The 13,161-nt window shown below is 48.1% G+C and carries 18 protein-coding genes; 7 read left to right on the forward strand and 11 right to left on the reverse strand.

Annotated features, from left to right (window positions below):
- Positions 1–42 precede the first annotated feature (42 nt).
- Positions 43–660 carry an SAM-dependent methyltransferase gene (locus EL386_RS09700; RefSeq protein ID WP_126455709.1) on the reverse strand — a complete coding sequence of 206 codons (618 nt, stop codon included), beginning with the start codon at positions 658–660 and terminating at the stop codon, positions 43–45.
- Between the two features lie 61 nt (positions 661–721).
- Positions 722–1,477 carry a glucose 1-dehydrogenase gene (locus tag EL386_RS09705; protein ID WP_126455711.1) on the reverse strand — a complete coding sequence of 252 codons (756 nt, stop codon included), beginning with the start codon at positions 1,475–1,477 and terminating at the stop codon, positions 722–724.
- A 117-nt stretch (positions 1,478–1,594) separates the two neighbouring features.
- Between EL386_RS09705 and EL386_RS09710 the strand changes: the two genes are divergently transcribed.
- The 3 genes from EL386_RS09710 (at position 1,595) to EL386_RS09720 (ending at position 4,294) form a co-directional block, all read left to right on the forward strand.
- Positions 1,595–2,188, forward strand: coding sequence for a TetR/AcrR family transcriptional regulator (locus EL386_RS09710; RefSeq protein WP_126455712.1), 594 nt, complete (start codon positions 1,595–1,597; stop codon positions 2,186–2,188).
- A gap of 145 nt (positions 2,189–2,333) precedes the next feature.
- On the forward strand, positions 2,334–2,777 hold the full coding sequence (locus EL386_RS09715; RefSeq protein WP_126455714.1) for a YtoQ family protein: 444 nt from the start codon (positions 2,334–2,336) through the stop codon (positions 2,775–2,777).
- Positions 2,778–2,926: 149 nt separating this feature from the next.
- Positions 2,927–4,294, forward strand: a complete 1,368-nt coding sequence (locus tag EL386_RS09720) for a hypothetical protein (protein ID WP_126455716.1) — start codon at positions 2,927–2,929, stop codon at positions 4,292–4,294.
- Between the two features lie 102 nt (positions 4,295–4,396).
- Here the strand turns inward: EL386_RS09720 and EL386_RS09725 are convergent, their stop codons facing one another.
- Positions 4,397–5,155, reverse strand: a complete 759-nt coding sequence (locus tag EL386_RS09725; RefSeq protein ID WP_172597696.1) for a DUF2189 domain-containing protein — start codon at positions 5,153–5,155, stop codon at positions 4,397–4,399.
- Positions 5,156–5,407: 252 nt separating this feature from the next.
- Here EL386_RS09725 and EL386_RS09730 point away from each other — a divergent pair, with 252 nt between their 5' ends.
- Entirely contained in the window at positions 5,408–5,761 is a 354-nt protein-coding gene (locus EL386_RS09730) for a hypothetical protein (RefSeq protein ID WP_126455720.1), read from the forward strand.
- A gap of 74 nt (positions 5,762–5,835) precedes the next feature.
- Here the strand turns inward: EL386_RS09730 and EL386_RS09735 are convergent, their stop codons facing one another.
- Together EL386_RS09735 and EL386_RS09740 are read right to left on the reverse strand one after the other, a co-directional pair.
- A complete protein-coding gene (locus EL386_RS09735; RefSeq protein WP_126455722.1) occupies positions 5,836–6,309 on the reverse strand; it encodes a hypothetical protein in 474 nt (157 codons plus the stop codon).
- A 139-nt stretch (positions 6,310–6,448) separates the two neighbouring features.
- Positions 6,449–7,279, reverse strand: a complete 831-nt coding sequence (locus EL386_RS09740) for an AraC family transcriptional regulator (protein WP_126455724.1) — start codon at positions 7,277–7,279, stop codon at positions 6,449–6,451.
- 118 nt (positions 7,280–7,397) lie between these two features.
- Between EL386_RS09740 and EL386_RS09745 the strand changes: the two genes are divergently transcribed.
- Both EL386_RS09745 and EL386_RS09750 read left to right on the forward strand, forming a co-directional pair.
- Positions 7,398–8,012, forward strand: coding sequence for a cytochrome P460 family protein (locus EL386_RS09745; protein ID WP_126455726.1), 615 nt, complete (start codon positions 7,398–7,400; stop codon positions 8,010–8,012).
- 97 nt (positions 8,013–8,109) lie between these two features.
- Complete coding sequence (locus EL386_RS09750; RefSeq protein WP_126455728.1) at positions 8,110–8,694, forward strand: uracil-DNA glycosylase family protein; 585 nt, start codon at positions 8,110–8,112, stop codon at positions 8,692–8,694.
- Positions 8,695–8,929: 235 nt separating this feature from the next.
- On the opposite strand, the gene EL386_RS09755 is transcribed toward EL386_RS09750, so the two are convergent.
- Complete coding sequence (locus tag EL386_RS09755) at positions 8,930–9,556, reverse strand: NAD(P)-dependent oxidoreductase (RefSeq protein ID WP_126455730.1); 627 nt, start codon at positions 9,554–9,556, stop codon at positions 8,930–8,932.
- A gap of 68 nt (positions 9,557–9,624) precedes the next feature.
- Between EL386_RS09755 and EL386_RS09760 the strand changes: the two genes are divergently transcribed.
- Positions 9,625–10,215: a TetR/AcrR family transcriptional regulator gene (locus EL386_RS09760; RefSeq protein ID WP_126455732.1), complete on the forward strand. Its 591-nt coding sequence runs from the start codon at positions 9,625–9,627 to the stop codon at positions 10,213–10,215.
- A gap of 89 nt (positions 10,216–10,304) precedes the next feature.
- Here the strand turns inward: EL386_RS09760 and EL386_RS09765 are convergent, their stop codons facing one another.
- The 5 genes from EL386_RS09765 to EL386_RS09785 form a co-directional block, all read right to left on the reverse strand.
- Positions 10,305–10,640: a hypothetical protein gene (locus tag EL386_RS09765; RefSeq protein ID WP_126455734.1), complete on the reverse strand. Its 336-nt coding sequence runs from the start codon at positions 10,638–10,640 to the stop codon at positions 10,305–10,307.
- Between the two features lie 73 nt (positions 10,641–10,713).
- Positions 10,714–11,268 carry an RNA 2',3'-cyclic phosphodiesterase gene (gene thpR, locus EL386_RS09770; protein ID WP_126455736.1) on the reverse strand — a complete coding sequence of 185 codons (555 nt, stop codon included), beginning with the start codon at positions 11,266–11,268 and terminating at the stop codon, positions 10,714–10,716.
- Positions 11,255–11,779 (reverse strand): CinA family protein, encoded by a 525-nt coding sequence (locus EL386_RS09775; protein ID WP_126455738.1) that lies wholly within the window; start codon positions 11,777–11,779, stop codon positions 11,255–11,257. Before EL386_RS09775 ends, thpR begins: the two co-directional genes overlap by 14 nt.
- Positions 11,780–11,964: 185 nt before the next feature.
- Entirely contained in the window at positions 11,965–12,297 is a 333-nt protein-coding gene (locus EL386_RS09780) for a TusE/DsrC/DsvC family sulfur relay protein (RefSeq protein WP_126455740.1), read from the reverse strand.
- Positions 12,298–12,507: 210 nt separating this feature from the next.
- Complete coding sequence (locus EL386_RS09785) at positions 12,508–13,128, reverse strand: CBS domain-containing protein (RefSeq protein ID WP_126455742.1); 621 nt, start codon at positions 13,126–13,128, stop codon at positions 12,508–12,510.
- Positions 13,129–13,161 lie beyond the last annotated feature (33 nt).

Genomic DNA, 13,161 nt, shown 5'->3' on the forward strand with positions numbered 1-13,161 from the left:
AATATAGTAGTAACATCGTCGCATTTAGCGGCTTGTGCGCTGTCATGCTTTGCCAACAGCACGTTTCGCAACGACTTGCACTACAGCGCTTAGGCCTTGATGATATTGACCCTCGTTGAAATTTCGTTCTGTTTCTTTGGCTATAACAAAATCCAAACCTGCCAGCTCGATCTCAAGCTCCGATAAAGACATAAACATCTCTTTTTGATTAGCCGGCGGCCCACCGATGCCGGGCATTTCAAGATGGTTTTCTGTGTAAGCTTCTAAAATTAATATGCCACCAGGTTTAAGTCCACTAACAACCTGACGATGAATTTTTTTTCGTGTTGAAGGAGATAGATGGGCTGATATGGAAACAATACCATCCCAATATGAGGGCGCAATTTCAAAATCCTCCAAGTCGGCTTCGATCGTTGTAATCTCAACACCCAGCTCCCTGCCTAGTTCTTTTGTTTTTTCCAGGCCCTGTTTGGACTGATCAACGGCTGTTACGGTGAACCCTTTCGAGGCCAAAAAAGAGGCATTTCTACCTTCGCCTTCGGCCAGGCATAAGACTCTCCCGGGTTTGATTCGATGACATTCAGCAAGCAGGAATTCATTTGGCTTTTTGCCATACGCAAATTCGGTGCCTGCATAACGTTCGTTCCAGAATTCTTTCATTTTCTTCTCATATCTATTTGTATTATTAAAAATATAAAATTATCATTACCTTTTATATTTCTTATTGAAGAAGCGGATTTACATTTATTCCACCATCGATATTGTATTCCGCGCCGGTAATAAAACTGGCTTCGTCAGAAGCAAGAAACGCGACCAAATTTGCAATTTCTTCCGGCTCGCCGAATCGTTTAAGAGGGATTCTGTCCTGCATCGCAGAGGCAAATTCCTTTATTGCTTCTTCAGGCATGCCCAGTTTACCAAAAATCGCTGTATTTACCGGACCTGGATTCACCGAGTTCACTCTAATATTGCGTGGCGCCAATTCATAGGCTGCAGTTCGAGTCAGTGAGTTCATAGCCGCTTTACTGGCTGCATACACAGCGGTATTTGGCATTCCTGTATAAGCATTGATCGAAGACAAATTGATAACCGATGCACCTTCGCGCAAAATCGGCAAAAACTTTTGCAGTGTGAAGAACGCGCCTTTGAAATTCACATTCATTATGTTATCGAATTGGTCTTCCGCCATATGCTCAACAGGCGCAAACGCAGCGACACCTGCATTAATAAAAAGTACATCAACACTTCCAACTGCCTTTTTAACCTGGCTGACCAATTCATCGATGTCATGTAAATTCGCCTGGTCAGCCACGATACCTACTACGCCTAGCGTCTCAGCTGCCTGAGCAACCGCCTCTTTGTTTCGGCCTGTTATGACCACATTGGCCCCTAAGTCACTGAATTTTTTAGCTGCTTCATAGCCCATACCGCTGTTTCCGCCAGTAATAACAGCGGTTTTACCTTGTAGATGGCTCATTGTTTGCTCTCCTGTGAATAATGGCATTCATTCTGTACCGGTCGGTACATATTTAAATATTGTACCAATCGGTATATAATGTCAAGTATTCCACTGATGATTGTTTTTGAGTGACATATGAGCGCAGGTCGACAGCGAACCTTCAATAAAGAAGATGCCCTGACTAAGGCTATGGAAGTGTTTTGGCGTAATGGCTATAGCGGGACGTCTTTAAGTGATTTGACAGAGGCGATGGGCATCAACAAGCCCAGTCTGTATGCTGCATTCGGCAACAAGGAACAACTTTACGTCAGTGCATTAAATGAATATGTACTTAAATTCGGTGTTCCACATTTCGATAAGCTGCTTGCGCCAAATTTAAGTCTAAAACAAAGAGTAAGTGACTATTTAGAATCTATTGCTGAAATGGTAGCGGACTCCACATTACCGGGCGGTTGTTTTCTTACCAGCAGTACCTGCGAAGCCGGAAGTGACTGTTTACCTTCAGATGCTTTACGCACTGTATCGAAAATTAATGAAACATCAACAAACGCTTTCGTTAATTTTTTTAAAGATGAACAAGAAAAAGGTAATTTACCACTGACAAGTTCATCAGGGGTATTAGCAGATTTTCTGCTGACAATGCAATTTGGCTTAGCCGTCATGGCCAGAAACGGAATAAAGCAAGATAGACTTGAACAAGTAATCAATCATGCTGTATCAAATTTCTGAAAATGGCTGCATTTGACAAATATATCAAGCGGACGCCCAAAAGGTTAATCGAGGACAGACCACTATTTACTGAAAAAAACAAAGTAATTCGAACCTCGCTAATTATTAAACGTTCTATCTATCAAAAACATACAGAGGAAAAAACATGAACTGGAATGTATACCTTTCAGGTGAAATACACACTGACTGGCGACAACAAATCAAGACCGGTTGTGAGGCGCTCAGTCTGCCGGTTCACTTCACCTCGGCAGTGACTGATCATGAAGCCAGTGATGCGGCAGGCGATATGCTGGGCAAAGAAGAGAATTACTTCTGGCGCGACCACAAGTCGGCCAAGGTGAATGCCATAAGAACGAAAACACTGATTGAAAACTGTGATGTGGCGGTGATTCGCTTCGGCGACAAGTATAAACAATGGAATGCCGCCTTTGATGCGGGCTGTTGTGCGGCATCCGGTACCCCTTACATCACCCTGCATAACGAAGACATCATCCACCCCCTTAAGGAAGTCGATGCCTCTGCCCTGGCCTGGGCGACGACACCGGAACAAGTGGTAGAAATACTGGAATACGTTATTACCAAAGAGTGAAACCTAACAAAAGAAATAGGAAAATAGGTGTCAGAGACCAATTGTTCCTAATATTAGAAACAAATGGTATCTGAGTCTGTTATTTATGCGCACACGTAAAGGAATATGAAAACATTGAACAAATTGAAACCGGTTGGTGAGAAGAAACTATGCTGACTCGTGTACTGACAGGCATGGTGCTGCTACTACTCGGCAGCGTACTCTTTATTACGCCAGCTGAGGCAAATGTCTTTCCCCAACTGCAACCCTGCCTCGCGAAAAAATTGCCTCAATTACAATCGTTGCCTGGTAACACCTACATAATCCAGGTTATGGGTCATCAATTTCGAAAAGATGACGAGTGTGTGCCCTTCTACGTGACCTTTACCTGGGAGAACCATTACGACCGTGACGATGGCTATAGCCAGTATTCGCTGCAATTTGTACAAACTTTTGCCGGCGAACTCTGGTACAGCTCGGACAAGGAGGAATTTACCCTGGTCGCCAACCCAGTTCATTGGAAAGGGGCAAGCAAGATCAGGAAATTTGATGGCTATGGCCAGGTCTGCTTACGTTTTGATGAGAATGATAAATGCCTGGAATTACATAAGTTCGACCGAGGCTATGTACGGGCAATAAAGACACTTGAAGAATACCTGGCCTCGTTGAGTTATGCCTACCCGGAAATTACAACGCACGGCCAGTCAATTCCAATTACCTTGTATGCCAGCTCACCTGAATTCGAATTTAAGGACGCCCGCCGCAAGTGGACTCCCAATGATGGTCATTTTGAAATAAACAACCCGGCGTTGATATCGTTTGACTTCCCGGAGCTTATTAATGCGGCAGCCAGCAAAGGGACGTATACCACCACCATCCAGTATAACCGCAACAATGAGCTTGGAGATGCTAGCTATGACAAGGGCAAACTACTTATCAGGCTTGATTTCGACCCGGCCTGCAAGGGCATCAACAACAGTGACATGGAACCCTGTCAACAGGTTGCAAGCCTGCTCGACGATCTGCAGTTTGCATTGCAACTTCGTGAGCTTTATCCAGAAGTAGTGGAAATAGCCATACAAAATAACGAGAATATAAGCGATCAAAATATTGACGAGAAAGTCGTGGCAAGACTTCGTGAGCTTAACCCGTATATCACGGATGCTGATGCTAAATCGATGCTGAACACGTCAGGCGGCACTAATCCTGTATCATTAGAAATCAAAGTACCTGACTATTGCAACAAATGCTCTGCCAAGCCGCTATGCAAGTGGCTACATGATGTTATCCAAGCACATGAAGAGGCGAACAAGGCCTACCTTGAGGAATACCCCGGGAAACGCGACATACTCAATGATGCCAATAAACCCGACATCGACAAGGCGAAAATCATCGCCGACATGGAATACAACTCATATAACGATCGGGCTATTTTCTTGAAGAATCTTATTTATAAACAGCTAAATCAGAATACAGACTGTACATTCGGTGCAGATTTTTATAGCAAATTCCAGTCACTCATACATCAAATTAAATAATTCAGTGACAAATAAGGCCGCCTCAGCCCTCCACGGCCTCTTGCGGCATTAGCACATCCCTGTGTGGCTATCATTACGCTTTATCTCTGACCCGGTTTTATATTATACCTTTGTGATGATCGTTTCACGGTAGGCGTGCCATGTCGCATAACCGACCACTGGAACAATGAGCACGAAGCCTATCAGTGCGGTCGCGAATCCTACCGCCACAAGTGCCAGGATCAGCAATGCCCATAGCGCTAAAACCGACTTGTTTCGCCACACCGCATGGAGGCTGGTTATTATTGCCGTCATGGCACTGGCATCCTGGTCCAGGATCATCGGTAGTGCGAAGGCGCTGGCGCAAAAGAACAGAGCCGCAAAAATAACGGCAATGGATAAGGACACCGCATCAGAAATGGGAACCGCGGCAGAAATGGCCAGTTGCCCGGGTATCGCACTGATATTAAACACTATCGATATGAGGATGAGCAGAATCACGAACGCCAGGCCCAGCAACAGAGCAAGCATGAGCTCGTGTCCCATCTCATGGAAAGCCTTCCTCCGCTCGTGGCCAAAGGTTGGTTTGTGTTGCCGTTCGAGTTGCTGGCTTATATCGTAAAGGCCGAATGCGAGCGCAGGCCCCACTAGCAGGAAGCTGATAAAGAGACCGACCAGAAAAACATCCTCATAAAACCATGAAGAATAAACAAGCAGCCAACCGATACAAGCGAATACCGCGCCATAAGCCAGGCTGTGCCAGCGTGCTCGGCGGAAATCTTGCCAGCCTTTTTTTAACCACACAAAAGGGGCGTTGAAGGTGAGCTTGCGGCAAGGTGCGTAGAGTGGGATATTACTCTCAAGTGAATCTGCTGTTTTCATGCTACACCTCCGTAAAAGGATAGTAGGCAGTAAAAGTATAGTAAGTTCGCTAGCTATTAGCCAGACGTCAGTCTCGCACCCTCGCGGGGTAAAAAGCTCATAAAAAAAATAAATGATTGTTATAGAATAAGCGGGGTCCGTGACAAATAAGGCCGCTTCAGCCCCCATGGCCTCTTGCGGCATTCGCAAATGCCTGCACGGCAAGCATTACGATTTGTCTCTAAACCTATTAGTTGTATTTTCTGGAGGGGTATGAACAAGCAGATATTATTATTGCGACTCAGCTACTGGTCCGCTGCCATAGCAGACTTCGGTGTCGCCATTATGGTGTTAATACCTGAAAGAATGGGATTGACCGAAATTGTCTACCCAATGGGTCTCGCCTCTGCCATAGCTTTTTCCTGGGGTGTTTTATTATTAGTGGCCGACAGAAAACCCGTGGAGAGAAAATGGGTGCTTATTCCAACGATCCTCGTTGTCGGTTTACTAACCACGGCAAGACTATTATTTTCCTATCATGAAATGATAGGTTTCAGTTTTGCTTTGCCTGTTTTTGGTATTGCCCTGATAACACTCATGGCGTACAGCTATTTTTACAAAAAATAAAACCGGCCAGAGCACAGGCTCTTCTAAATTATTAGCAACAACTGTGCTCGGGCCTTATTTATTCAACAAATTCCTTAACCTATTGTGCCCTGTACACAGTAAACCTTACCGCGATAATTCTTCTTCGCCCGGGCGATTAATTTGTCACATTCCTTGGCCACGTAACTGGACGGTATCCCATAGAATATAAAGCGTCCATCCCGCTCACGATTGTTGCCTTTCTCAAAAACAAGGTAGCTCGCCGCTATAGGTTTATTGTCGAATAATTTTTCGTAGCGACCCGGCAGGGTTTTACTGCAATTTGTATCGACGAGATTGAGTTTCCCCGCCTCTTTGAATACGTTGACCCAGATCTTCGCCGATCTCGCCAGGCAATCCTCCTGTGAGAACATTTTGCCGAAGCCGACCAATTTAATATTAGTATTGTCCACGGCAACCCGTATTTCGATAAAATGCGGGTCAGTGACTTCAGTTTGAAAAGGTGAATGGTTATTGTAAATGTAGTATCCGCCGCCGATAAGGGCGATGACCAACAGCAGGCTCTTCATAATTCCTTTTCTCCATATTTTTCGAATTATCCTTTCGAATAAAACTATAGCATAGAGTGGAGAAAAAATGAGGTTGATGACAATTGAAATGGCTTGAATGTTTGCTAATTAACGATCACGCCCCTCTCCGTGGCCGCGTTCAACGTTCTGAAGCATACTGTTTTTTCCAGTCCGTGGGTGAAACTCCAACTTGTGTTACAAACGCACGAGATAATGCACTGGCACTGGCGTAACCGACTTCATCTGCAACCAGTTGTACGGATTTACCTCGACGCAGTAAAGATTGCGCAACACCCATTCTCCACTCAGTGAGATAGCTGCCAGGCGTCGCTCCTACCGTGTCACGAAATTTTATCGCAAAACGGGAACGTGACATACCCGCTACATTAGCAAGATCTTCCAATGTCCAGGCTCGAGCAGGTTCGTTATGCATGGCATTGATTGCCTTGGCGAGTTTTGGCTCGGCAAGGCCCGCGAGCAGACCAATTTGCAAGCGTTTCTCATCCATGAGGTCGCGTAACAGCTGAATAACGATGATCTCGATGAGGCGATCGAGTACTGCCTGCCGTCCGCAATGCTGCTCTTCTGCCTCAGTGAACAAGAGATTCAAGGTCGCAGAAAGTGCTGGCATGTCACTAAGTTTTAATACCAGCACATCGGGCAAGGCTTGCGATAATGGGTTTCTTAAACCCGCACCAAAGTTAAATGAAGCGCAGACCATGTCGACACCACTGCCTTGTGGGAACAAATGATGACTGGTTGGATTCATATAAAAAAACAAACTGGGCTCTTCAAGCAAAAATGCGGCTTGCCTGGCTGAATTGACCTTGAGTTTGCCGCTTCTCAGGAAATGGATATATCCGAGCCCATCCTGTGCATCAAAACTGGCGGAATGGCATAACGGACCGGCCTGAAAAACACGTGCACGGAGCTCGAATCTATTCAGTAATTCAATCAGACGATCATCCATAACGATACTCTGGGTGTATAAATTGATTCTAAATGATACCACAAGTATTGATCAGGCTGTCAATATGCCCTCACGCCCTAAATGAATCGTTTTTAATATGTCACAGGAGATTATTCCAATGAAAAATATTTCCATAAATACTACTCGCTCAGCATTACTCTGGATGTCGCTATCGCTCTTATCTCAGCTATTTTTCGCGGGGAATGTGTTTGCAGGAGAGGGCTTCGCCAGGTTCAATAACAACGATGAACTTATTCGCCCTACAGGCTATCGCGAGTGGATATACATCGGTGCGCCACTCACGCCTAACGATATGAATAATGGTAAGGCCGCTTTCCCCGAGTTCCATAATGTTTATATTGACCCTGACGGTTGGAAGCACTGGAAAAAAACCGGCGAGTTCAAAGACGGTACTCTGATCATCAAGGAGTTGGTCAGTGTTGGCACAAAATCGTCATCCAGTGGTAAAGGCTACTTTATGGGTGAATACATTGGCCTCGAGGCTGTGCTAAAGGATAAAAACCGTTTCCCGGCGTCGGACAAACATTGGGGTTTCTTCCGCTTTACCACGGATGATCATACAAAGCTGCTCAAAGGCAGTAGAGTAGCGCCATCCCAGTCATGTGCGGCGTGCCATAAAGCGAATGCGGAACAGGATGCCATCTTCACACAGCACTACCCTGTACTGCGGGCAGCAAAAGGCAGGGGTGAACAGGGAACTGGCGGAAAATAACCCCTTTACCTGTTTTCCCATGACAAACCGGGGTTCGCCACGTATAAAATGGCGAACCCTTTAGTCCTGGACTAGCACAGTAATTTGAGGTGATGTTATGAATCGCACTTTTCGAGAATTGACTAATGCGATAAGTAATTGTCAAATCTGCGCTAGTCATTTTGAACATGACCCAAGGCCTGTTTTTCAATTAAGTCAGAAGGCTTCAATTCTGGTGGCCGGTCAGGCACCGGGGCGAAAGGTCCACAAGTCGGGTATCCCATTTGACGATCCCAGCGGTGATCGTCTTCGTGACTGGATGGGAGTATCTACTGAAACATTCTATGACGCTGACAAAATAGCAATTCTGCCGATGGGCTTCTGTTACCCGGGTCATGGTCGATCTGGTGATCTGCCTCCACGCCAGGAATGTGCCGAGGCATGGAGGCAGCAGATTCTGGATGTTATGCCCAATATACAACTGACTCTCGTTATCGGCAGATATGCCATGGAATGGCACCTTGGCTCGTTGAAAAATTGCAAACTGACTGATGTTGTCAGGGCGTGGAAATCCTATGCACCGACTATAATTCCCTTACCTCATCCCAGTCCGAGGAATAACATCTGGTTGCGTAAGAATGCCTGGTTTGAAAAAGATGTTCTGCCTGCCCTACAGAGAAGGGTGCGTAAAAGTCTGAGTTGAATGTACCTGCAGGCCATGATGCCGCAATGTGAAAACGTCATAATGATTGTAAATAATAGAGTAAATGTCCGTCATACCGGCGACGGCCGGTATCCAGTGTTTTGAATTAGGTGCTTATATTTTCTGGATTCCGGCCGTCGCCGGAATGACGTTCAAATAGAATAAAGGGAGCTAAGGGATTAGAAAATAATTACCACTGCCCCCTTCATTCATCAATCATCAATCACCAATATCACTAGTACGACAACCCCGGTGTCTGATGCAGATACGTGTCGTCGCTGAGTTGTTTCAACATAAAGCCCGCCACATCGGCGCGTGAAATCTTCAGCGTCAGTTTCTTTTCCGTCGGCGCAAAGCCATGCTTATAGCCTTCCGTGGCCGGGCCATCGGTGAACGAAGCCGGGTGTGGGATAACCCAGTCGAGCTGACTGCGCTTCACGATCGCCTCCTGTGCAACGTGGTCCTTGAATACATTGCGCAGGACCAGGCCGAACATCAGGTACTTCCAGAAAAAATTCAGATTGGCCCGGCTCTCTCCCACGCCCAGCGTTGACTGGCAAACGAGGCGTTTAACCCCGTGTTGCTGCATCGCCTGCACGATATTTTGTGTGCCGACCGAACGCACCTTGCCGGTAAGTTTGGATGAGCCCAGTGACACCAGTACCCCGTCACGGCCCTTCACCGCCTCGGCTACGGCCGTGGGTTCAAATACATCGCCTGAAAACAGGCTCAGGTTAGGGTGCTCGATTCCCAGTGCAGCGGGGTTTCTGGCAAATGCGGTGACCTGGTGACCCTGTTTGAGTGCCTGTTCGACAACCTGCCCGCCTATTGTTCCTGTTGCTCCAAAGATAGTCAGTTTCATTGTCTTTCTCCTTGTGCTTGACACTGTGTCAATTGACTGTATGGCAATTAAAGATCATACTTGACACCATGTCAAGTGATAATTCTGAAACTACGCGTGATCGAATCCTGAACGCCGCATGGGGCCTGCTGGAGGCCAGCCACGGCAAGGGGGTACGCATGACCGACATCGCCAAGCAGGCGGGGATCAGTCGGCAGGCGTTATACCTTCATTTTAGTAAGCGATCTGAACTACTCATCGCCACGACCCGCTATATCGATGAGGTGAAAGGTGTCGATGCTCGCTTTGAGGCGAGCCGCAAGGCGAAGATAGGTACGGAACGACTTGATGCCTTTATCGATGCCTGGGGCAATTACATCCCGGAGATTTACGGCGTCGCCAAGGCCCTTCTGGCGATGAAAGACACCGATGAAGCGGCAGACCTGGCGTGGGACGACCGGATGCAGGCCGTGCGCCACGGTTGCGAGACCGCGATCATGGCACTCGCCAACGATGGCACGCTGTTGCCTGAATATACTCCCGAACAAGCAACCGATATTCTGTGGACGATGCTGTCGGTTCGTAACTGGGAACAACTGACCATGGAGTGTAAGTGGTCGCAGGAAAATTACATCAAGACAACCAAGTCACTCGCACGGCGCATCCTTGTAGTCGGCTAGATGCCTGAATGAATACATGGGGTCAGAGCACAGATTTCTCTAGTATCAGCAACAACTATGCTCTGACCCCATTTAAGAAGTAGACCATTTCAGGGACGGTGTGGGTGTGAAGATAGCGCCTCATCTTCACGAGTAAGCACGAAATAGTTTGTCGCGGTGTCGTGGTTCACGATATCAAAACCGGCGGTAAGGAACTCATGTAAAGCCTGTGCACAGGACTCCCCTACTGATATGTGAGGGAGTTTTTGCCTCGTTACATTTACACTCACCGCCTCCACTTCGATCCTTACCGGCTTTTCTGTCGTATCCAGCACGCAATATATTATTACTACGCTAGCCTCTTTCCCTTTTGTGATGTGACCGGCATTGGCCTGCCCGCAGATGAACAACACGGCACACAACATAACCTGAATAAAATTACGCATGACACTCCTCCTTAAGTTCACTTGTTGAATAGACGCTCCTTCTTCGATGCAACGCTCGCAATAATCAACCCAACTATTGCCAGCTTTTTACCACTTGATACTCCACCCCTTCCCGGTGCGTAAGAGACTGCACGAGGCAAAAACGATCAACACGCCAGTCGATCGGTTCGGTCTCCATTTCGTTAAATTCTCTCACTTTCCGCATCAAGGTCAGGTGCGTGGCAAACGGCCGCTCATCCAGTTCGATGTCACAACCGCGCACGCCGCGATTCAGGTCTGCTACCAATTGCAAAAGTGCCTCGGGTGTTTCGTGCGCGCCGAGCCATAAGACCTTTGGGCGTTTGAACCAGCCGACATGATCAAAGCGCAGATCAAAGGGTGCCATGGAGATGGCGTCGGCGGCGGCCTCGACGCATTCGCGTTGCGCCTCGCTGACGTAACCGAGAAAGGCCAGCGTGATGTGCAAGTTGTTAAGCTGAACGGCCTTGCCATCGTGATTGTTCCTCGCTTGTTTGATGATGCCTGCACAGGCACCACGTACTGCATCATCTGGCCAGAGGGCAAAAAACAGGCGCTGCCGATTTAATTGTTTCGGCTGTTGTTGCTTGGGCTGTTCAGGCCGAGGCATGATTTTCCAGTAATTCTAGCACGCCTTGTAAGGCCCTGGCGACGGCTTGCCGGCGCACGGCCTCGCGATCACCCTCGAACACTTCACGACAACTGGTGGTCTTGCTGTTACGCATGACCCCGGCGACGCGGTCGGCAATACACCAGGCAAAATACACCGTGCCCACGGGCTTTTCTTCACTGCCCCCACCGGGGCCGGCGATGCCGCTGACACCCACGGTGACCGCGGCGCGACTCTGGGCGATGGCCCCTTCTGCCATCGCCTCAACCGTTGCCTCGCTGACCTCGCCGTGGGCGTCGATGACCGCCGCCGGCACACCGAGCATTTGTTGTTTGGCCTCGCGGTTATAGACGGTAAAGCCGCAATCAAACCAGGCCGAGCTGCCCGGCACGTCGGTCATGCACTTGGCGACCCAGCCACCGGTGCAGGACTCGGCCGTGGCCATGAAGATGCCCTTGCTGTTGAGGGCCTGGCCGACAGACTCGGCCAGCGAGTAGAGTGTTTTATCCATTTTGTTAGTGTCGCACACTGGATATGAAAAACCAGCGCCCCGATGCGGGCACACCTATCAAGCAACGGGTCAGCGATACGTCACTATTGCATAAAAGAACGTGTTACTACCTGTAAAGGCTTTTTAATCCAACTCCTCACGACATTGCAGGACGGATAACGTGTTGCCCACGGACTGTTGCAGACTCAGCCGGTACTCCAGGCGCGGGGACGTTGCATCCCAGCCAGCTTGCATGCCTGTTTCACATAGCCATAAGGGAACAGCCTGAACAGTTGTTGTTTCGCCTCCTTTTTGTCCACACCCTCTTCCTTGACGAGGAAATTAACCACATGACGCACGTCAGGCGCTACCTGGTGTTTTGTCCAGTATTCGCGCATGAAGCGGAGTACCGACCAACAGGCCTTGTCCAGCTCAATACCCTCTTCTGCGGCCAGCATCTGGGCCACAGACTCATCCCAGTCCAGCGGGTCAAACAGATAGCCTTCGGCATCGCGTACAGGCTGTGTCTCGGTGGTCATCGTCGTTCTCCTGTTCAGGTTTTGATATGACCACTATAGATGTCTGCTGATACCACAATCAAACGATATTAATTTGTATATAATATCGATAATTTCGATGTTAAAAGCCTCTCAGTCAGCACGATATTGTCCTGCACCCGGACATCGAACCTGGGGGCGGTGACAGCGGTGTGAAGGCAGTGAAGCCGTTAAAATACGACGACCCTGTCTCTATTCACGGGTAGTGCCAGCCTTTTTGATCCGGTCGAAGAAGAGCCTGACCAGATCTGAGCGTGTGACCATGCCGATGACATGATGCGCCTCATCACAGACCACCACACGCTTGATCCGGTTCTTCTTCATTTCTTCCAGTAAGTCATGCAGTGTGTGGTCCGGTGTAATGCTAATGACATCCCGCGTCATCAAATCGGCAACAGACGCGTCGTCCGGTTCCTTGAGCTCCAGCGTAGGGGTAAACATGGCTTCCAGCGTCTGCCACAAATTATGCGTCGGATGATGACCGGGCACACCCAGTGCCCGTAAAAAATCGGCTTCCGTGATCACGCCCACCAGTTGTTGCTGTTCGTCAACAACGGGCAGCCCGCTGATCTTGTGGGTCGTTAGAATATGTGCCGCCTCGGCCAATGAACAATCTGTTTTCACAGTCTTGACCGGTTGGCTCATCAGGTCGCTCACCCGCAGGCTTTCTGTCCTCCGCATTCGCGCATATTTCTCTGCCCTGATATGTATATCCATGATGTCTTCCACCATGATGTCGGTGTATACATCAATCTCCTTGAGCGCATTAACGTAATCTTCACGCTGAGGTTTTATACCTTTGTTATTTTCCATAACATAGCCCTTTTACTATCCATTTATGTCTAA

It is taken from the genome of Sulfuriflexus mobilis (assembly GCF_003967195.1).
Taxonomy (GTDB): domain Bacteria; phylum Pseudomonadota; class Gammaproteobacteria; order AKS1; family AKS1; genus Sulfuriflexus; species Sulfuriflexus mobilis.